Origin of the sequence: Bradyrhizobium symbiodeficiens (assembly GCF_002266465.3) — a bacterium.
Taxonomy (GTDB): Bacteria; Pseudomonadota; Alphaproteobacteria; order Rhizobiales; family Xanthobacteraceae; genus Bradyrhizobium; species Bradyrhizobium symbiodeficiens.
The window spans coordinates 5,439,950-5,460,327 of record NZ_CP029427.2 but is presented as its reverse complement, the minus strand read 5'-3'; the positions used below and the strand labels follow the sequence as shown (position 1 = coordinate 5,460,327).

The window sequence follows — 20,378 nt, the reverse complement described above, 5'->3', positions numbered from 1 at the left end:
AGATTCCGACTCAATGGGAGATCAAGCCTCGATGGGCAGCGGTCGCTTCGTGCAGCAGGAAGACAGGGGGCTCGAGGGTTGAGCTCTTCTGCCAACGAACGGCGTGGACGGCGCGGCGGCGGGGGGCGCAACCTCGACGTCAGGGCGGACGACGTCCTGTGCTATATGGACCAGGCCTCATTCGTCGGATTGCGGGCGCTCGGACGCGGGCCGGCACTGCAACTCACCTGGCTATATCCTCACGAGATTGACGAGGCCGCCGTGACGCAATTCAGCGAGCGGCTCGCACACGGATTGCTCGGACGCCTCCTGCAGCGTTCACCATTGCCATGGGGGCGGCACCGTTGGGTGGCGAACCCCGTGCCGGGCCCGGTGGCGTGGTTTCGTCACGGGTCGCTCCCCAGGTTACGACCTTTGCTGCTCGATCTACCGGTGGATCCCGAGCGTGGGCCAGGCTGGCGCTTGGCAGTTCAGGCACTGGAAGGCGGTGGCTGCGCGCTGACATTGCTGGTGTCGCATACGATCGCCGACATGCAGGCCACCAGCCAAACCATCGCCGACGCGGTGGCTGGTCGACGTCCCGGCTACGGGTTCCCGGCCCCATCTTGGCGATGGTCTCCAGTGATGCTGGCGCGCGACAGCGTCGAGAGCCTGCGCACCCTGCCTGATGTTTGGCGCGCTATGGTGGTTCTCACGCGGCGCTCGGGCAGGGGACGGACGAGCTTGCCTCGCTCGAAGCCGCGCGCGCGAAGCCGGTATCATTTTGAGCCGGCAGTGGACGTGCCGCTCGTGCAGGTGGTCATGGACGCAGGAGCGTGTCAACAGCGTGCGTCGGATCTGGGCGTCGCGAGCAACACGCTGATCATGGCGTTCGCGGCACGGCTCGCTTTCAGGATGGATCGCGTGGACGCATCAGGACGCGTGAAGCTGGTGCTGCCGGTCAGCGACCGTCATTCGAATGATCGGCGCGGCAACGCGCTGCGGTCGATCACGGTGATGGCGGACCCCGATGCTTGCCGCAGCGATGCGCGCGCCTTGCAGCGGGATCTCAAGGCTGCGCTGGCCTCGCTGGTCCGAAACGGCGACGATGTGTCGCCGTTGTTTCCGCTGATCCCCCATGTGCCGTTGTGGCTGGCGCGCCGTCTTGAGCGGGAGGCGCTCGGGGCGGACCTGCCGGTTGGATGCAGTCTTATTGGCGAATTGCCGCTTGACGTAAACCGCCCCTGCGGCGAGGCATCGCTCCTGCAGATATCGTTGCTGGAGTGCTATACAGCTTCGGAACTCGAGCGGCTGGGCGGCGTGCTATTCATCCCCTGCTATCGCGTCGGCGAGCGGCTATTCATGACCGTGTCCGGATACGCGCCAGACCGCGTCACGTCCCGCGCCGAGCTGATGCCATTCGTGCGCGATGCGCTCGCGGACATGGGCCTGTGCGGGACGATCGGCTGACGATTGCCGGTCGACGAGGCGGATGGTGCAACGCCTGCCGAGCGCTCAAGCGACGCGCAGGGCGTCGACGATCTTCATGCGGGCGGCCCGCACGGCCGGCAGGAAACCGCCGAGAAAGCCCATCAAGAGGGCGAAGACGAGCGACCGCAGCACGATCCCGGGCGTCAGCACAAACCGAAATGCGAGCTCGGAGAGTGACGTCCAGTTGAGCGTCGTGATCTTCACCTGCGTCATCAGTGACGCGAACAGGATTCCAATGGCCCAGCCGATCAGCGCGAGCAGCAGCGCCTCGACGAGGAATGCAATCAGGATCCGCGACCGCCGAAATCCGAGCGCGCGCAGCACTCCTACCTCCATCATGCGGCTGGCCACGGCCGCGTACATCGTAATCGTGGCGCCAATGACTGCGCCGAGCGAGAACATCCCCGAAAGCGTGAGCCCGAGAATCTGAATGAACCCGGAGAGCAGGCGTGACTGCTCCTCATAGAAGATGCGCTCGCGCTTGGCCTCGATGGTGAGGCGGGGATCCGCTTCGAGGCGCGCCTTGAGGGCGTCGAAGCCGGAACGATCGGCGAGCCGTACCGTGATCGAAGAGAAAAAGTCTCGGCGGAACGATTGCATGAGCTGCTCGCTATCGCCCCAGATCTCGGAATCGAACCCGCTGCCGCCCGCATCGAACCGGCCTACGATCCTCCATTCCCGCTGGGCAAACCGGAGGCTCGATCCGATCTCGACGTCTTCGAAACGTCCCGCGAGGGCGCGCCCAATGACGATCTCGTTGGACCCCTGGCGAAACATGCGCCCCTCGGCGATCCGCACTTGCGGGCGCACGGTCAGAGCGGCCGGACCGACCCCGCGGATCAGGAGGTTGCTCGCCTGCCTGGTCTTGCGTTTTGGCTGCGAGATCAGAACCGCCACTTCCTTCGATACGAGCGGCGCTCCTTCGGCTCCGACGATGATTTCGGGCTGGCTTTCGATGATCCTGGCCTGACGGCGGTCGATCAGGCTCTGGATCTCGACTTCCGCGGAGCGGCGCACGAAGATGACGTTCGTGTCTTCGCCGGTCGCGACGAGCGTTTGCTTGAGTCCGGAGTCGAGCATGAGCACGGCAGCGTAGACGAATACCACGAGCGCCATGCCCGTCGCGGTCAGCAAATTGGTGAGCTTGCGCTCCTGCAGGTTTCGCAAGCTGTAGGAGAGCAGCAACGGCATGGTCAGCCCAACGCCCGAAGGCCGTCGACGATGCTGACGCGGGCTGCCCTGCGCATCGGCAGGGCCGCGGCGAGGATTCCGACCACCACCGCCGCAAGTGCCTGCAGCATGACAGTATTGACGCTCACGATCAGGGTCGGGAACAGCGTGGCGGAGAGCTCGGCAAGGTGGGCGGCGACCGGGGGCGTGAGCCCGATGCCGATCGCACCGCCGATCGAGGCTATCAGGACGGATTCTGCGAGGATCAATCGCGCCACGTAGCCGGGGCTGAAGCCGATGGCTTTCAGAGTGGCATACTCGCGGAGCCGCTCGCGGGCCGTCATCGCCATGGTGTTCGCCATGACCGCCAGGATGATGAAGATCACGACGAAGGAGACGACGCGAATGGAAATGAGGATCGCCTCCGTCTGCTTGACGAACCCGATCTGGAACGCGCGCTCGGTCTCGGTGAGCGTCTCGGCAAGCGAGTTTCGAAACACTTCGTCGATGGCCTGACTGACGTCCGCGACACTATCCAGGCTGACGACGTCCACGGCGAACACGCCCACCTGGTCGGCTTGTGCCTTGGAGCGCACACGCAATGTTTCGTTCAGGTAATCCCAGCGGAAGAAGAGTTGCGACGTATCGGTTTTGGGATCCCGGCCGTCGAAGACACCGCAAATCAAGAACTCCCAATTGCCGGGGAAAATGGTCCCGCGCAGCTGGATCACGTCGCCCGGCTTGAAGCCGTAGCGTTTGGCGAGCTTGCGCCCGACAATCGCGCCGCGGCGCTCGCGCAGGAAGGCACGCCGCACCTCGTCCGGAACCAGGAGCTCGGGGAACATGTCGAGATAGCTCGCGGCATCGATCGCAAACTGGGGAAAGAAGTTCTTCGAATCCTTGTAGACGCCGCCGAACCAGCTCAGGTGGGTGACGCGCCGCACGCCTTCGACGGCGCTGATGCGCTTCTGATAGGATTTCGGTAGCGGCAGCGCAAAGGAGATGGCGTTTCGGGTCAGCAGCCGCGAAGGGACGGCGCCGTCCACCCCCGCATACCACGTTTTGACGACGGTCTGGAGCACGCCGAAGGCGAGGATCGCGACGACGAGACCGACCAGCGTCAGGGACGTGCGGAGCCGGTGGCGCAAGACGTTGCGTGCCACGAGGGTGAGCCACTGGCTCATGACCGGCACTCACTCAAGCCGCTGCTCCACCAGATAGGAGAGATCGCCCTTCTCCAGACTCATGATGCGTTTCGCATGCGCGGCGGCGCGGTGATCATGCGTGACCATCACGATCGTCTTGCCCATGTCGCGGTTGAGCCGCTGCATGATCTCGAGCACCTCCTTCGCTGACTGCCGGTCGAGGTCGCCCGTCGGCTCGTCGGCCACGAGCACCGTCGGGTCGGTTACGATCGCCCGCGCGATGGCCACGCGCTGCTGCTGTCCGCCCGAGAGTTCCGAGGGCAAATGCTTGACGCGATCGCTGAGGCCGACCAGGCTGAGCGCGAGTTGCGCGCGGTCTCGGCGCTCGCGCCGCCCCAGGCTCGTGAGCGTGAGAGGCAACTCGACGTTCTCGAGGGCCGTGAGCACCGGCATCAAATTGTAGAACTGGAAGATGAAGCCCACGTTCGCCGCGCGCCAGTCGGCAAGTTCGGCTTCCGGAAGCAGCGTGATGTCCTCGTCCCCCACCTTGATCGAGCCCTGGTCTGGACTGTCGATGCCGGCGATCAGGTTGAGCATTGTCGATTTGCCCGACCCCGACGGGCCCATCAGGGCGAGGAACTCCTTGCGGCGGATGTCAAATGTGAGTTTGGCAAGGACCGGGACGATCTGCGCGCCGCGCCGGTAGCTCTTGCTTACGTCGCTCAGCGCGATCAGAACGTCCTCTCCGGTGCGCGCCTCGGAGATGTGAAGCACGGTCACTTCGTGGCCTGCTTCACTGCGCGCCCGTCGACCAGATCTTCCAGCGGCCGGACCACTACGCGCGTGCCGGCTTTGACGTCGCGGACCTCGATCTGATCGCCCACCTTCGCTCCGAGATCCACGCTCCGCAGACGGGCCTTGCCATCCTCGACGACATAGAGATGCTGTCGCCCATCGAGCTCGAAGACGGCCGCCATCGGCACTGCAAGAACAGGCTTGCGCTCCGATTCGGAAACTTCACGCTCGAGGAAAGCCACCTTGGCGCTCATGTCCGGAAGCATTCTCGGGTCGCGCTGCACGAACCGGGCTTTCACGAGGGTCGACGCCTTGGCGCGATCCACGGTCGGCACCATCCGGCTGACCACGCCCTCGAAACGCTCGCCGGGGATCGCGTCCAGCTGGATCTCGACCGGCTGTCCGACGTGGATGCTGAGATACGACGACTCCGCCACGTCGGCTTCCACTTCCAGCGAGTCCATGTCGGCAATGGTGACGACCGCGCCCTTTGTGTCGACCGCCTGCGAGAACGGCGTGATCGTGTCGCCCACGTTGGCGTGCCGGGTGAGGACGACGCCGTCGAACGGCGCTCGGATCTGGGTCTGCCCGACGGCAACTTCGGAGGCGCGGAGATTGGCCTGCGCCGCGGCGATGGCGGCCCCGTATCCGGCAAAGGCAGCGCGCGCCTTGGCGAGGCGTGCCTCGGCGCTTTCGCGCGACGAGTCGCTGATGATGTTCTTCTCGCCGAGGGCCTCGGAGCGCTTGAACGCGATTTCCGCCTGCGTGAGCTCCGCCCGCCCCTGGGCGAGGTTGGCCTCCGCAACCTGCACGTTGGCGGCTGCCTGGTCGCGCACCGCCGCCGTGTCGCTGCTCTCGATCCGGGCGATCAGCTCACCCTCGTGCACCTTGCTGCCTTCGAGCACACCGAGCCATTCGAGACGGCCTGTCGCCTTCGAGGCGACGGACGCCTTGCGTTGCGCAACGACGTACCCTGTCGCGTTCAGCAGCGTCAGCGCCTGCGACGGATAGACGGAGTAGACGACCGCCGTTTCGACGACGATCTGCGTATGCCGCCGCCACACCCAGATCGCGCCGGCGATGCCGACGAGCAGCGCGACGAGAAAGACCCGTCCCAGGAGGCGGCGGGATTGCCTGCGGCGCCGCGAGCCAGCGCTACGGTCGATGGCAAGGGCGGACAGATCGGAGGCGTCGGGTGCGCCGTCGCTCAGGGCCTGGGGCAAAGTCATGGTCTGATCATGGACTTTCGAACAAAACAGCGCAGACTTTGAAGAAAATGTCTAATCGAGAAAGCCGTAAGCCATGCGCTTGACCACTGTCAATTAGCAGAAAGCGCCGCGCTTGACATCCATCAGTTCGTATTCTCCAAATCTTCTCAGGGTGTTAAACATAGCCGATGGCACCCGCGCCGCGCGACCGCCATACTCGGCTCCGCGAAAACCGGAGCGGGACCATCAAGTTTGCCATCGCAGTCCACGGGACACGAGGAGACATCGAGCCTGCGGCTGTGGTTGCACGTGAGCTGCAGCGCCGCGGTCACGACGTTAGGATGGCCGTGCCTCCCAATCTCGTCGGGTTCGCCAAATCGGCCGGTCTATGCTCGGTGGATTGTTACGGCCCCGATTCCCAGCGCCAGCTCGAGGCGGAGGTTTTTCACGACTGGTTCAAGTTGCGTAATCCGGTCAAGGTGCTGAGGCAGGCGCGAGAGTACCTCGCCGACGGCTGGGCGGACATGAGCGCGACCCTGACCAGGCAGGTGACCGGCGCCGATATGATTCTGAGCGGTACGACCTATCAGGAGCTGGCCGCCAACGTTGCAGAGGCCCATGGGGTGCCGTTCGCCGCCCTTCATTACTTCCCCGTTCGGGCGAACAACCACATCCTGCCGGTTCGATTACCCCTGAGTCTGGTCGAACCCTTGTGGTCGGTCGCCGAGTGGTCGCACTGGCGCCTGTTGCGGCCGGCCTATAACGCGCAGCGCCGAGCCCTTGGGCTTCCGCACTCCAGAATTCGTGCCGTGCGCCGTATGGTCGAATCCGGCGTGCTGGAGATTCAAGCCTATGACAAGGTGTTCTTCCCCGGGCTCGAGGCGCAATGGGGCTGGAAGAGGCCGCTGGTCGGCACACTGACCCTGCAATCCGCCACCGACTTCGATGATTCCGTGAATTCCTGGATCGCCGCCGGCTGGCCGCCAATTTATTTCGGGTTCGGCAGCATGCCGGTCGACAGGCCGGCCGAGACCGTTGCGATGATCGCAAATGCGTGCCGGGAACTCGGAGAGCGTGCCCTGATCTGTTCGGGCGCTATGCCGCTTGAACGCACGGCCGCCACGCTGGACGTCATGGTCGTGCCTTCGGTCAATCACGCCGCGGTCCTGGCGCGATGCCGCGCCGCTGTTCACCATGGCGGCGCCGGCACCACGGCCGCCAGCGTGCGCTCCGGCGTTCCAACTCTTGTGCTCTGGATCGGCGCCGACCAGCCGGTTTGGGCGACACAGATCAGGCGCCTGGGTGTCGGCACCTCGCGTCGTTTCTCCGCAACGACGCGAGCGACCCTTCGCCATGACCTGAGGACCGTTCTGGAGCCAGGCTGTGCAGCTCGGGCGCGGCAGGTGGCCAGTCTGATGACTCCGCCGAGCCAGAGCCTGACGACCACCGTAGCCCTTCTCGAAGAGTTGGCCGCATTGCGGCGCGGGGGGTGAATCCGGCGACGGCAAGATCAAGGGGCGCGTCGTGATTGATGTGAAGGCGCAGGATCCGACGATTGGCTTTTGACGGCGGGGTATGCCGCCGGCCTGGAATAGCCAAGGGCGGCGCCGATGGTTCGGGCTGCCTCCATCACGTGAACTGAATATTCCTTGATCTGCTTGCGCTTGATGCGGCTGTCGGGGCCGGACATACCGATCGCTCCGACGAGTTCGCCGGAGCGGCCGAGGATCGCGCAAGCGCAGGCCGCGATGCCCTCGCGCCACTCGCCATGCAGCACGGAAGAGTAACCCTGCGCGCGCGCCAGCTCGATGTCGTCGCGCAGCTCCTTGATCGTCGTTCGCGTCGCTTCGGTGTACCGCCGGAGATGCGGCCGGAACCGCTCGAGGTAGTCATCCGGCATATATGCGAGCATCGCCTTTCCTGTCGCCATGGTGAAGGCGGGGGCACGCATACCCACGCTGGTGTGCGCGCGAATATGGTGAGCGCTTTCGATCTTGTCGACGTAGACGACTTCGGTGTCCTCGAGCACCGAAAGATGAATGGTTTCGCCGGTGATTTCGGCGAGTTTCGTCATCGCCGGCCGCGCGACGTTGATGAGGTCCATCCGGTGGATGACGTGGCTGCCCAGCGCCCAGATCTTGGTCGTGAGCTCATACATGCTGTGTGGGGGGATCTGGCGCACGTATCCTTGGGACTGCAAGGTCATCAGCAGCCGATGCACGTTGCTCTTGGTGAGCTTCAACTCGCTCGCGAGGTCCGTGACCCCGCGAGGCTGCTCGCTCAGAGCAAGCGTTTCCAGCAGACGCAGTCCCTTGATAAAAGCCTTGTCCATCCGTCCGCCGAAATAGAATGATCTTTCGTCCGATCTAGCATGGTCGGGCGGTCGGCCATAGTCCCGGGGATCGGATGTCCCCGATCCCAGCGGATCGGGGACATCTGCGGATCGGCCTGCTTATTGAGCCAGCAAGGCGTTGAGCTTCTCCTGGCCGTACTCTTCGTTGGTAGAGTTTCCGGCCGGCGAAGCTGCGCCCCAGTAATCCGGGCTCCATTCGATCGCTTTCGAGATGTTGTCCGGGTTGTTGGCCCAGTAGCGGGCGAGCTTCTTGTCGGTCGCCGCCTCGAACACGACCCGGGAGGGGAGGGCGACCGGGAAGGTCGAGGTCAGCTGCGCCGCGCGCTTGGGCTCGAGCCGCCAGGACAGCAGTTTCAGCGCGTTGTCGTAGTTTGGCGCCCCCTTGGGGATCGAGAAGAAGTCGTAGTAGACGAAGCCCTGGTTGAAGGTCAGGTCGATCGGCGCGCCCTCCAGGGCGAGCTTGCTCATCGAGCCGGTGTAGGCCATGCACATGTCGGCCTCGCCGTCGAGCAGGAGTTGCGGCGGCTGTGCGGACGTCGTCCACCATTTGGCGATGTGGGGCTTGATCTCCTTGACCTTCTTCAGCGCCCGCTCCATGTCGATCGGGTAGAGCTTGCTCTTCTCCACGCCATCGGCCATCAGCGCCGCTTCGAACACGAAACGCGGCCAGGCCGGCATGCAACGCCGGCCGGGGAATTTCTTCACGTCCCAGAAGTCGGCCCAGCTCGTCGGTACGTTTTCGCCCTTGAACTTGTCCTTGTTGTAGACGAGGCCGACGCCGATCACCTGCAAGGCCACGCCCTTCTTGCGCTTCAAATTGTCCGGCATCGCCGCCAGCGTCTGTTTCGCCCCGTCCGACAGCTTGGAATAGTCGATATCGGCCAGGCAGCAGTCGCCGAGCAGCTTCGTCTCCTGGTCGAAGATGAACGTCAGGTCCCATTGCGCCTTGCCGGCTTCGGCCTGAGCCTTGATGCGCGGGCCGCTACGGGCTTCCTGGACGGTGACGACCTTGATGCCGGTCTCCTTCTCGAACGGCTCGTACATGACCTTGCGCAATGCATCGCCATACCCGCCGCCCGGATCCTGCATGATCACGACGTTGCTCTGCGCTTGAGCCAGACCCGTTCCCATCGCGACGAACAGGGCCGAGGCCAATACGGAAGCCGATAGCCGCCAGCGTTTCATTCCCAGCATTTTCTCTTTCCTCCAGTTGAAATCGATCATTGTGACGTCGCCTTCCGCGACGTCGCGAGAACGGGGCGTGCAAGGGCGAGCCCTGCGACCACCAGCAGCACCTCCAGCGTCGAGACCACGGCCAGCACCGGGTTGAGCCGATAGTTGACGTCGCCCCACAGCATCAGCGGAAGCGTCTTCAGCTCCGCGCTCGACAGGAACAGCGTCAACACCAGTTCATCGAACGAATGCAGGAAGGCGAAGAACGTCGCTGCGGCAAGGCCCGGCATGATGGCCGGCAGCGTCACCAGGCGGAACACCGTCAGGGAGGACGCGCCATGGACGGCCGCTGCCTGCTCGAGCCTGGTATCGACGCCTTGAAGCGAGGCGGACAGGATCACCACGACGAGGGGAAGGCCGCCGATCGCATGCGCGGCGGCAAGGCCGAACACGGAGCCGACGAGATCGAAACGCAGGAACAGGCTGTAGAGCGACAGGCCGAGCACGACCGGAGGAACGATGATCGGACTCACGAGAAGCAGCATGATGGCTGATTTGCCGCGAATGTTGCTCCTGACGATGCCGAGGGCCGCCGAGGCGCCCAGCGCGATCGCGATCGCGGCCGACATCGCCGCGACGACCAGGGATGTCCAGAACGCCCGCATCCAGTTCGAATCGGAGAAGAACTGCTCATACCAGCGCAATGAAAAGCCCGGCGGCGGGAAGGTCAGATAGCTCGCGCTGCTGAAGGAGATGATCATCACCACGATGATCGGCAGGATGAGAATGGCAATGACCAGGCCGCCCATGAGGCGCACGGTCCAGGCCCCGCAGCTCGCCGGCAGCCGCCCGAACAGCCGCAGGAGCGGCCAACCGATGAAATCGGCAACCGAGGCGCCGAAGCTGCGGCGGCCGACGTCGCCAGCGTGGCGATCTGTGGCTCTCGGCGCGGCCTCCGTCAGCTTGCGGCCGCCCCAGATGAACTCGAATCCGAGGAAACGTCCGGCCACCGCGACCACCGCCAGCGTGATCGTCAGCAGCACCACGCCCAAGGCTTGCAGGAATCCCTCCGACGTGACCGAGTCCGCCTGCTGGGTGATATGCATGGCGAACATCTGGTCACCGGGTCCCCCGAGCAGGGTCGGCGTAATGAAGAAGCCGATCGCGGCGACGAAGACCAGCAGGAAGCCGGCGCCCATCCCGGGCAAGGTCAGCGGAAGCAACACGCGCCAGAACGCCGCAAGAGGCCCGGCGCCGCTGGCCAGCGCCGCGCGCGTCAGGCTTTGGTCGAGGCGCGCCACGCTGGAATAGATCGTCAGCACCATCAGCGGCAGAAGCACCGCGGTCATTCCGAGAAGCACCGTGCCGCGGTTGAACAGAAGCTGCACCGGCTCGCTCAATATGCCGATCGAGACCAGCAGCTTGTTGACCGGCCCGTTGCGGCCGAGCAGGACCATCCAGGCGTAGGTCCGGATCAGGATGGCGATGAAATAGGGAAGCACGATCGCGGTCGCGATCAGGACCTGGGCAATGCCGCGACTGCGATGTATGAGCAGCGCAGTCGGATATCCGAACAGCAGGCACAGGCCTGCGACCGTCACCGAGATCTGCATCGTGCGGACGAGCGAATCCCAATAGAGCGGTATCGCGAACACCCGCGCGAAATACGACGACCACGACGGACCGCTGACGCTGATACGGATCAGATCGATCAGCGGGAGGAGATAGATGAAGGCCAGGAAGGCAAGCGCCGGCAGCAGCAGCAGCGCCGGATCCTTCAGCCTCCTGACGAGATCAAGCTCCGCAGGACGGTCCGCCTGGACGCCGATCGATGCCGAGCTCATGCAAGCACCCAGCAATCCGCTGCGCCCCAGCTCACGTGCAGACGATCCCCGACGGAGGGCAGGGGCCGGTCCGCCATGTCGGTGCACCTGATCAGGAGCGGCTCTCCGCCCTCCATGTGCGCCTCGATCCGCAGGATCTCGCCGAGGAAGATCGCAGACGTGACGCTGACGGGCGTGGAATTCGCAGTCGGCTCGTTCGATACGGCAATGCGTTCGGGACGCACCAGCACGGTTGCGCGCCCGACGTCGATCGTGTCGCGGCTTTCGGCGCTGAACACGTATCCCGCGCGGTTCTTCATCGTCAGCGTCGATCCGCGCTTCTGCAGAATCTCCGCTTCGATCAGGTTGCTCTCGCCGACGAACGAGGCGACGAAGCGATCCGTTGGATGTCGATAGATGTCCAGCGGGCGGCCGATCTGGACGATCTTGCCTGCGTTGAGCACGGCGATGCGGTCGCTCATGGTCAGGGCTTCGCCCTGGTCATGGGTGACGAACAGGATCGTGCTGCCGATGGTCCGGTGCAGGTCGCGAATCTCGATCTGAATCGATTCGCGCAACCGCCTGTCGAGGGCGCTGAGCGGTTCGTCCATCAGCACGACCCTCGGCCTCCTGACGATGGCGCGGGCGATCGCGACGCGCTGTTGCTGCCCGCCCGACATCTGCGAGGGGGACTTCGTCGCATGCTCCGTCAGGCGCATGATTTCCAGCGTCTCGGCGACGCGTCGGTCCGTGGTTGCCCGGTCGACGCCCGCCATGCGAAGCGGAAACGCGACGTTCTGGCTGACCGTCATGTTGGGAAACAGCGCGTAGCTCTGGAAGACCATGCCGAAGCCGCGCTTGTGCGTGGGCACGTTGTGGACGGGCTTGCCGTCGACGAGAATCTCGCCGCTGTCGAGGCTTTGGAATCCGGCCACGAGGTTGAGCAGCGTCGTCTTGCCGCTGCCGGAAGGGCCGAGGAGCGTGATGAATTCACCCGGCTCGATGTCGATGCTGATCCGGTCGACCGCATGAAAGCTGCCGTATCGCTTCACGGCGTCGCGGACGGCGATGCTTGATCCGATGGTGCCGCGCTCCCGCGGGAGGCCGCTCGGCGACGTCCGAGCGCCTACGTCGCCGGAGCGCGTTGTGCGCAGAGCCGCGGGCTCACCCATTCTTCCCCTCCCACATGTTCTATATTGTAGAACGCTATTCCAATTATTGTTGGCGTAGCGCGCGCACTTGTCAAGTCGCGCCGTTCAACCGCGACGCAGCCGCGCGCGCCGCGATCGCCTGCGCAGGCGACATTCCCTGCAAACAAAGGCCTATCCGGTGAAGTCAGATTGACAGTCGCGTTCAAATCCGTCTAACATTTATTTGGAATAGTGTTCTACAATATAGAACAATCGCAGGGAGGATGATGGTGTTGAGCGAGCCTCGCGCAATGGCGAAGCACATCGAGCCGGGCATGCGCGTGGCGCTGCCGGTGGATTACGCCGGCGTCTCCATGGTCATGACGCGGCCGATCATCGAGCATGGCGCGGGCGATCTCGATCTCGTGTGCGTGCCGACCGGCGGATTGCAGGTCGACCAGCTCGTCGGCGCGGGTCTGGTCCGCACGGTGGAGACCAGCGCCGTCTCGCTTGGCGAAGCGGGCGGAGCGCCCCGCTTCAACGCCGCCGTCAAGGAAGGCGCGGTTCGACTCAAGGACGCGACGTGCCCTGCCATCCACGCGGGCCTGATGGCGGCGCAGAAGGGCAGTCCCTTCATGCCGCTCCGGGGGCTGATCGGAACGGATCTGCTCCGGCATCGCGACGATTGGCGCGTCGTCGACAATCCGATGGCGGACGGAGGCGATCCGATCGTGCTGATTCCCGCCATCAAGCCCGACGTCACGATCTTCCACGTGCCGATGGCCGATCGCTTCGGCAATGTCTGGATCGGACGGCGCCGCGAGCTTGCCGCGATGGCCTACGCCTCGCGGATCGCGCTCGTCACGGTGGAGCGCATCGTCGAGGAGAATCTGCTTGCGGACGAGATGAGCGCTGCCGGCGTGCTGCCCGCGCTCTACGTCACGGCGGTCGCGCTGGCCCCGAAGGGGGCGTGGCCCTATGGCCTGTGGGGCGAGTATCCGACAGACAGCGCGGAGATCGCACGCTACGCGAAAGCCGCGCGGACGGCCGACGGCTTCTCCGCCTATATGGCCCAGGCGCAGATGGAGCCCGCGTGATGGCCGAGGTCCTCCCTCGCGAAGTGCTGATCTGCACGATCGCACGGCTGCTCGATGGCGTCAGGCATGTCGCGGTCGGCGCCTCGTCTCCGATTCCCGCCGCCGGCGCGATGCTGCTGCGTGCAATGAAGGAGGCGGAGGGCGCCGTCGGTCCACGCATCTCCATTCTCGGCTCCGTCGAGCACAATTTCTTCACCAACGGTTCGGCGGAACTGTTCGATTGCGCGGGGCAGGGCCGAATCGATGCGTTCTTCCTCGGCGGTGGCCAGATCGACGGCTTCGGCAACGTGAACCTCGTCGGCGCCGGGGATTATCCGCGATCGAGCGTGCGCTGGCCCGGCTCGTTCGGGTCGGCCTATCTCTATTTCGTCGTACCGCGCGTCATCCTGTTCCGGGAGGAGCATACGCCGCGTGTTTTCGTCGAGAAGGTGGACTTCATCAGTGCGCCGGGTGTCAGTCCGGACGGGGTTTTCCGGAGCGGCGGTCCTATCGCCCTGCTGACCGGCAAAGGCCTCTTCCGCTTCGACAAGACGCGGCCGGGCTTCGAGCTGGAGAGCGTCCATCCCGGGCATGATCTCGCGGAGATCAAGGAGGCGACCGGTTTTCGGTTCGCCCATGACGCCGAGCCGCGGCAGACCGCGCTGCCTGATCGAGCGACACTCGACCTGCTCCGCAGCCGCGTGTTCGACGAACTCGCCGAGACCTATCCCGAATTCGCCGCGCAGATGCGGCGCGAGCTTGGGACGGTTGACGCATGAGCGAGGTCAAGCGGGTCCCGCACTGCAGCCATTGGGGTGCGTATACGATCCTCGTCGAGGACAATCGCATCGTGGGCGTCGAGCCGTTCGAGCACGATCCGGCTCCTTCCCCGATCATCCATTCTGTCGCCGAATGGGCGAACCCGGCGCGCCGCGTTCTGCGACCGATGGTCCGTTCCGGCTGGCTGGACAAGCGCGAGAAGAGCGACCGCCGGGGCCGTGGCCGGGAGAAGTTCGTGCCGGTCAGCTGGGACGAGGCAACGACGCTGGTGTCGGATGAAGTGCGCCGCGTCGCCGGCACCTTCGGCAATGCGTCGATATTCGCCGGCTCCTACGGTTGGACCAACTCGGGCCGCCTGCACCACGCCTCGTCGCTTCTGAAGCGCATGCTCAACCTGGTTGGCGGCTTCACCAGGCATGTCGACACCTATTCGATCGCGGCAGGTCCCGTGATCCTGCGGCACACGCTGGGCAGCGACGATGCATGCGGCGGCCGCGCGAACACGCTCGACACCATCGCGCAGCACACCGAAACGCTGGTGGTGTTCGGCGCGCTCTCGCCGCGAACCGCGCAGAACGAGGCCGGCGGAATCGGCAGCCACCGACTTGAAACCTATCTCAGGAAAATCGTCGCGCGCGGCGTCAAGGTGATTCATGTCTCGCCGCTGAAGGACGATCTGCCAGACTGGGTCAACGCCGAATGGTGGCCGATCCGCCCGAACACCGACACTGCGCTGATGCTCGGCCTTGCCGGCGAGATCGTGAAGGCGGGCCGGCACGACAGGGATTTCCTGGCGCGCTGCACCAGCGGCGCGGATCGCCTGCTTCGCTATCTCGAAGGCGAGGCGGATGGCGTCCGCAAGGAGGCGGTTTGGGCTGCGGGCATCTGCGGCCTCGATGCGGAGAAGGTCGCAGGGCTCGCAAGGCGCCTGGTCGACACGCGCAGCATGCTGACCGTGAGCTGGAGCCTGCAGCGCGCCCATCATGGCGAGCAGCCGTTCTGGGCGGCGCTCGGACTCGCGTCGGTTGCCGGCCAGATCGGATTGCCGGGGGGCGGCGTCGGCTACGGCTACGGCTCCCTGGGGGGCGTGGGAGCGCCGCTCAACCTGGCCCGGTCTCCGGCCATCTCACAGCTGACCAGACCGATCGACAGCTTCATCCCGGTGGCGCGGATCACCGACATGCTGCTCAATCCCGGCCGGCCATTCAGCTATGAAGGCGAGCTCCGCACCTATCCGGATACGAGGCTGGTCTATTGGGCGGGCGGCAATCCTTACCACCATCATCAGGATCTCAATCGCCTGTCGGACGCCTGGACGAGGCCCGAGACGATCATCGTGCAGGATCCGATGTTCACGGCGACGGCTCAGCGCGCGGACATCGTGCTGCCGGCGACCACGTCGATCGAGCGCAACGATCTTGCCGGCAACAGGCGTTCCGACTTCATCCTGGCGATGAAGCAGGCAATCGAGCCGCTCGGCGAATCCCGCTCCGACTTCGATATCTTCAACGCCATTGCAGGCAAGCTCGGAGTGGCCGATCGCTTCAACGAGGGCCGGGACGAGATGGGTTGGGTCCGGCATCTCTACGAAGAGTGCCGCAGCGACGCTTCGAAGCGCTTCGATTTCACGATGCCTGATTTCGATGCGTTCTGGGAAGCCGGCTATGCTCGCTGCCCGGTCAAGGCCGAGCAGACGTTCCTTGCCGACTTCCGCAACGAGCCGGAGGCCCATGCGCTGAGGACCGAAAGTGGAAAGATCGTGCTTGGCAGCGCGACTCTGGCCAGGCTGGACTATGCCGATTGTCGCTCGCATCCGGCGTGGATCGAGCCGGCTGAATGGCTCGGCAACGCCGCCGATGCCGGCCAGATGCACCTCATCTCGCACCAGCCGGCGGGCCGTCTTCACAGCCAGCTCGAAACCGGCGCATCGAGCAGGGCCATGAAGCGCAACGGCCGTGAACGGGCTCACCTGCATCCCGACGACGCGGATGCTCTCGGCATCGCCGATGGTCAGACGATCCGTATCTGGAACGGCCGCGGGGAGTGCCTGGCGACGGCCGAGGTCACCGACAAGGTTCGCCGGAGCGTGCTGGTGCTCCCGACCGGCGCATGGTTCACGCCGACCGGCAATAGCGGCCTCGAGGTTGCCGGCAATCCGAACGTGCTCACGCTCGACATCGGCACGTCTCAATTCGGCCAGGGCTGTTCGGCCCACACCTGCCTCGTGCGGGTCGAGCCCTACGCTGCCGATCGGCGCGATGCGTTCGAGGCCTATCAGGAAACGCTCGCCGCGCTCGCGGCAGTCTAACAGGAGCTTGCAACATGTCTGCACCCGCCATCAGCCGCTTTCCCGTCCCCGACGTCGCGACCCTGCCTGCGGATATCCGCTCGCGGATCGAGGCGGTTCAGGAGAAGTCCGGTTTCGTGCCCAACGTCTTCCTGACGCTCGCGCATCGCCCGGACGAGTTTCGGGCGTTCTTCGCCTATCACGACGCGCTGATGGACAAGCCCGGGCCGATCACCAAGGCCGAGCGCGAGATGATCGTGGTGGCGACCAGCAGCGCCAATCAATGCCAGTATTGCGTCGTCGCACACGGCGCGATCCTGCGCGTGCGGGCGAAGAATCCGCAGATCGCGGACCAGGTCGCCGTCAACTATCGCAAGGCCGATATCACCGCGCGGCAAAGGGCGATGCTCGATTTCGCAATGAAGGTCTCGGCGCGCGCCTATGAGGTCGACGATGTCGACGTACGGGATCTCAAGGGACACGGATTCACGGAGGAGGACGTCTGGGACATCGCGGCCATCGCGGCATTTTTCGGGATGTCGAACCGCCTCGCCAACGTCACCAGCATGCGTCCGAACGACGAATTCTTTGCGATGGGCCGCTGAACGCCTCGGACGAAGACCGCAATGGTATCGCTTGTCATCGACAGACGCTTCCGGGGACCGCCGAACTCCGGCAACGGAGGCTATGTATGCGGATGTGTCGCAAGGCACGTCGCCGGAGACGCCGAAGTCACGCTACGCGCGCCACCGCCGCTGGAGCGGCCGCTCGACGTTCTGACCGCATCTGATGGCACCATTGAGCTGCGCGAGAACGACAGGCTGCTCGCGACGGCGTCCGCAACGAGGATGGACGTTCGGGATATTCCCGGCGTGAGCTACGAGGCGGCGGAAGAAGCGGTCGCCAGAACACCCTACGACGCGCAGACCCACGACCTTCCGGGCTGCTTTGTCTGCGGCCCTGCGCGCGGCCATGGCGACGGTCTTCGGATCTTCGCAGGTCCGGTGCAGGCGGGAGCAGTCCCGGGCAAGCCTGTGGTGTTCGCAGCGTCCTGGATACCTCATGGCAGCCTGTCCGGCGAGGACGGCTATATCGCGCCCGAATTCGTCTGGGCCGCCCTCGATTGTCCGACCGGCTATTGCAGCGTGGGTGCCCGTCACCTGGGCTTGAATGGAAACGAGACGGCCCTGCTCGGACGCATGGCGGCGCGGATCGAGCGCCGGCCACGCCCCGGCGATCGTTGCGTGGTGACGGCCTGGCCGACCGGGCGGGAGGGCCGCAAGCTCTTTGCCGAGAGCGCCTTGTTGAGCTCGGAACAGGACGTGTTGGCGGTCGCACGAACCACGTGGCTGCTGGTCGACCGCCAGGTTCAGCTTGGAGCAACGACATGAACGGGAGTCGGAACAGCGCATGACCAGTCGCGAAACAGAGCTCGAGCTTCGTCAGTCCGTCATCGACGCATGTCGCGAGATGGCGGCGCAAGGCATCAACCAGGGGACGTCCGGAAACATCAGCGTTCGAACCGACGACGGCATGCTGCTCACGCCGTCCGGTCTTCCATACGACCGCATGAAGCCCGAGGACATCGTGGCCATGAAGTGGGATGGTTCATGGGCCGCGTCGGCCGGCAACGTTCCGTCGACGGAATGGCGTTTTCACCTCGACATCCTGAGATCGAAGCCGGAGGTCGGCGCCGTCGTTCACGCGCATCCGATCTTCTGCACTATCATCGCGATCATGAATCGCGCGATCCCCGCGATTCACTACATGATCGCTGCCGCCGGCGGCAACGACATCCCCTGCGCACCCTACGCCCAATACGGCACGGCCGAACTGTCGCAGGCGGCCCTTGACGCGCTTCGCTATCGACGCGCCTGCCTGCTCGCCCATCACGGGCTGATCGCCACAGGTCCCAACCTGCGCAAGGCGATGTGGCTCGCGGTGGAGGTGGAGGTGCTTGCCAAGCAATATCACGGTTGTCTTCAGCTTGGCTCTCCTCCGCTGCTGCCGGACGAGGAGATCGACAGCATCCTGAAGCGGTGGGGGCAGTACGGCCTGCGCGACAACGACGGCGCGCTCAAGATTCCCCTGCAACCGAGCTAGATGAATCCCGCTCAAACCACTTTCCTGCGAGAACTCATGGCAAACACTCACGACGTCAGCGTCTGCGGCACGTATATTCTGGATATTCTGGGGGTCCCGGTCACCGAGATTCCGCCCGGTGGCGGACGCTTGCTGATCGAAGAAATCCGGCTCGCGGTGGCAGGCACGGCCGGCGGAACGGTTGTGCCTTGCGCGCGTCTCGGTCTGAAGGCGCTCGCGGTTGGCGCCGTCGGCTCCGACGAGAAGGCAGACTGGATGCTGAACGCGCTGGAGCGCGAAGGCATCGATATTTCCCTCATGGAGCGGATGGCCGGCAGCCCGACCTCGGCCACGATCCTGCCGATCCGGCCCGACGGCTCGCGTCCGGTCATGCACGCAAGGGGGGCTTCTGCCCGCTGGCGGATCGCGCCCGAAGCGCAAATGGCCGCTTGCCGGAGCAAGATTCTGCATCTCGGCGGGGTCGGCTCCCTGCTCGCGATGGACGGCGCGCCATCCGTTGCCTTGCTGCGGGACGCGAAAGCGGCCGGCTGCACGACGACGCTCGATCTGATCCAGGCGCGAGGCGAAACGCTGGCGCTGGTCGAACCGTTGCTGCCTTACGTCGACTTCTTCATGCCGAGCATCGACGAGACCAGTGCCATGGTCGGAACCGACGATCCCGCCGCGTGTGCGCGGTTCTTCATCGAGAGGGGAGCGGGGGCCTGCGCCATCTCTCTCGGTGCCGATGGCTCTTTCGTGATGACGCGTGACGGACGTCAGTTCACGGTGCCGGCGTTCGAGGTTGCGGTTCGCGACACCTCGGGATGCGGCGATTCCTACACGGGCGGTTTCATCGCCGGTCTCGCGCGCGACTGGGACTTGCTCGACTGCGCCAGGCTCGCGACCGCGACGGCCGCGATCGTCGCGACGGGGCTGGGCTCGGGCGCCAATCTCGTGTCGTTCGAAGAGACCGTGAAGGCCATGAACAGCCTCCCGGTCCGCAAGCCGGCTCGCGTCTGATCCATCCACACCATCAAGAAACATTCATCCGAACGACAGGGGAGAACGCAACATGGCCCGACATGCGATCGTGACCGGAGCAAGCCGTGGAATTGGCCGCGCGATAGCGCTTGGTCTTGCGAGGCGCGGCTACGATCTCGCGCTGACCGACATCGCAGCGCAGGAGAAGGTCCTCCTCGAGACCGTTTCCGAGGTCAAGGAGCTTGGCCGCCGCTGCATCCCGGTGCTGGGCGACGTCAGCAACGCCGCCGATTGCAGGCGCGCCGTGGCTGAAGCGGTCCGGGATCTCGGGCACGTCGACGTCCTCGTCAACAATGCGGGAATACTCAGGCTGGCGACCATCGACGAATTGACCACCGAAACCTGGGATCAGACGTTCGCCGTCAACACGCGCGGCGTGTTCCAGATGACCCAGGCCTTGGTGCCGCACATGAAGGAACGCAAATACGGACGGATCGTCAACATTGCCTCGCTCGCGGCCCGAACGGGCGGTCCGGGACAGTCCCACTACGCCGCGTCGAAGTCGGCCGTGGTCGGCTTCACCCGGGTTTCGTCCATGGAGTTCGGAGGCTTCGGCATCACGGTCAATGCCGTATGCCCGGGCATCATCATGACGGAGATGGGGATAAACAATCTTCGCGATCCCGAGCGGGTCGCCTATTTCGAAAAGGTCACGGACCTGCACAGGCTCGGGCAGCCGGAAGACGTCGTCGGGCCCGTGGCGTTTTTCGCGTCCGATGATTCAGCGTTTGTAACCGGCCAAGCCCTTAACGTGGACGGAGGTATCTTCTACAGCTAGCGACGGTATCGTTCGTCATTTGATGATCCCAATCCGTTGTTCGCGAAAGACCGCACAGAGCCCGCTC

18 protein-coding genes are annotated in these 20,378 nt (G+C 64.8%); 10 read left to right on the top strand and 8 right to left on the bottom strand.

The window, feature by feature from the left end; genetic code table 11:
• Window positions 1–414 precede the first annotated feature (414 nt).
• A complete protein-coding gene (locus tag CIT39_RS25680; protein WP_148667341.1) occupies window positions 415–1,449 on the top strand; it encodes a hypothetical protein in 1,035 nt (344 codons plus the stop codon).
• Between the two features lie 45 nt (window positions 1,450–1,494).
• On the opposite strand, the gene CIT39_RS25675 is transcribed toward CIT39_RS25680, so the two are convergent.
• Genes CIT39_RS25675 through CIT39_RS25660 form a run of 4 tightly spaced genes read right to left on the bottom strand, consistent with a single transcriptional unit; the run spans window position 1,495 to window position 5,809 of the window.
• Window positions 1,495–2,604: an ABC transporter permease gene (locus CIT39_RS25675; RefSeq protein ID WP_334273035.1), complete on the bottom strand. Its 1,110-nt coding sequence runs from the start codon at window positions 2,602–2,604 to the stop codon at window positions 1,495–1,497.
• A 59-nt stretch (window positions 2,605–2,663) separates the two neighbouring features.
• Window positions 2,664–3,824, bottom strand: coding sequence for an ABC transporter permease (locus tag CIT39_RS25670; protein ID WP_094974160.1), 1,161 nt, complete (start codon window positions 3,822–3,824; stop codon window positions 2,664–2,666).
• 9 nt (window positions 3,825–3,833) lie between these two features.
• Window positions 3,834–4,565, bottom strand: coding sequence for an ABC transporter ATP-binding protein (locus CIT39_RS25665; protein WP_094974105.1), 732 nt, complete (start codon window positions 4,563–4,565; stop codon window positions 3,834–3,836).
• The gene (locus CIT39_RS25660) at window positions 4,562–5,809 is read right to left on the bottom strand and encodes an efflux RND transporter periplasmic adaptor subunit (RefSeq protein ID WP_094974106.1); all 1,248 of its coding nucleotides are present in this window, start codon (window positions 5,807–5,809) and stop codon (window positions 4,562–4,564) included. The genes CIT39_RS25665 and CIT39_RS25660 overlap by 4 nt, the downstream gene beginning before the upstream one ends.
• A 167-nt stretch (window positions 5,810–5,976) precedes the next feature.
• Between CIT39_RS25660 and CIT39_RS25655 the strand changes: the two genes are divergently transcribed.
• Entirely contained in the window at window positions 5,977–7,281 is a 1,305-nt protein-coding gene (locus CIT39_RS25655; protein ID WP_094974107.1) for a glycosyltransferase, read from the top strand.
• Between the two features lie 17 nt (window positions 7,282–7,298).
• On the opposite strand, the gene CIT39_RS25650 is transcribed toward CIT39_RS25655, so the two are convergent.
• The 4 genes from CIT39_RS25650 to CIT39_RS25635 all read right to left on the bottom strand — a co-directional run bounded on the left by CIT39_RS25650 (window position 7,299) and on the right by CIT39_RS25635 (window position 12,309).
• Window positions 7,299–8,120 (bottom strand): IclR family transcriptional regulator, encoded by an 822-nt coding sequence (locus CIT39_RS25650; RefSeq protein WP_094974108.1) that lies wholly within the window; start codon window positions 8,118–8,120, stop codon window positions 7,299–7,301.
• 120 nt (window positions 8,121–8,240) lie between these two features.
• Window positions 8,241–9,335 (bottom strand): extracellular solute-binding protein, encoded by a 1,095-nt coding sequence (locus CIT39_RS25645; RefSeq protein WP_094974161.1) that lies wholly within the window; start codon window positions 9,333–9,335, stop codon window positions 8,241–8,243.
• Between the two features lie 26 nt (window positions 9,336–9,361).
• Window positions 9,362–11,158 (bottom strand): ABC transporter permease subunit, encoded by a 1,797-nt coding sequence (locus CIT39_RS25640; RefSeq protein ID WP_094974109.1) that lies wholly within the window; start codon window positions 11,156–11,158, stop codon window positions 9,362–9,364.
• A complete protein-coding gene (locus CIT39_RS25635; RefSeq protein ID WP_094974110.1) occupies window positions 11,155–12,309 on the bottom strand; it encodes an ABC transporter ATP-binding protein in 1,155 nt (384 codons plus the stop codon). Before CIT39_RS25635 ends, CIT39_RS25640 begins: the two co-directional genes overlap by 4 nt.
• A 245-nt stretch (window positions 12,310–12,554) precedes the next feature.
• On the opposite strand from CIT39_RS25635, the gene CIT39_RS25630 reads away from it, so the two are divergent.
• Genes CIT39_RS25630 through CIT39_RS25595 form a run of 8 tightly spaced genes read left to right on the top strand, consistent with a single transcriptional unit; the run spans window position 12,555 to window position 20,311 of the window.
• On the top strand, window positions 12,555–13,364 hold the full coding sequence (locus CIT39_RS25630; RefSeq protein ID WP_181955176.1) for a CoA transferase subunit A: 810 nt from the start codon (window positions 12,555–12,557) through the stop codon (window positions 13,362–13,364).
• The gene (locus tag CIT39_RS25625) at window positions 13,364–14,122 is read left to right on the top strand and encodes a CoA transferase (protein ID WP_094974111.1); all 759 of its coding nucleotides are present in this window, start codon (window positions 13,364–13,366) and stop codon (window positions 14,120–14,122) included. The genes CIT39_RS25630 and CIT39_RS25625 overlap by 1 nt, the downstream gene beginning before the upstream one ends.
• Entirely contained in the window at window positions 14,119–16,431 is a 2,313-nt protein-coding gene (locus CIT39_RS25620; RefSeq protein ID WP_094974112.1) for a molybdopterin-dependent oxidoreductase, read from the top strand. The genes CIT39_RS25625 and CIT39_RS25620 overlap by 4 nt, the downstream gene beginning before the upstream one ends.
• 14 nt (window positions 16,432–16,445) lie before the next feature.
• Window positions 16,446–17,015, top strand: a complete 570-nt coding sequence (locus tag CIT39_RS25615) for a peroxidase-related enzyme (RefSeq protein WP_094974113.1) — start codon at window positions 16,446–16,448, stop codon at window positions 17,013–17,015.
• A gap of 21 nt (window positions 17,016–17,036) precedes the next feature.
• The gene (locus tag CIT39_RS25610; protein WP_094974114.1) at window positions 17,037–17,801 is read left to right on the top strand and encodes a hotdog family protein; all 765 of its coding nucleotides are present in this window, start codon (window positions 17,037–17,039) and stop codon (window positions 17,799–17,801) included.
• A gap of 19 nt (window positions 17,802–17,820) precedes the next feature.
• On the top strand, window positions 17,821–18,513 hold the full coding sequence (locus tag CIT39_RS25605) for an L-fuculose-phosphate aldolase (protein ID WP_094974115.1): 693 nt from the start codon (window positions 17,821–17,823) through the stop codon (window positions 18,511–18,513).
• A 36-nt stretch (window positions 18,514–18,549) separates the two neighbouring features.
• Complete coding sequence (locus tag CIT39_RS25600) at window positions 18,550–19,512, top strand: carbohydrate kinase family protein (protein WP_094974116.1); 963 nt, start codon at window positions 18,550–18,552, stop codon at window positions 19,510–19,512.
• Window positions 19,513–19,564: 52 nt separating this feature from the next.
• Entirely contained in the window at window positions 19,565–20,311 is a 747-nt protein-coding gene (locus CIT39_RS25595; protein ID WP_094974117.1) for an SDR family NAD(P)-dependent oxidoreductase, read from the top strand.
• Window positions 20,312–20,378: the final 67 nt, after the last annotated feature.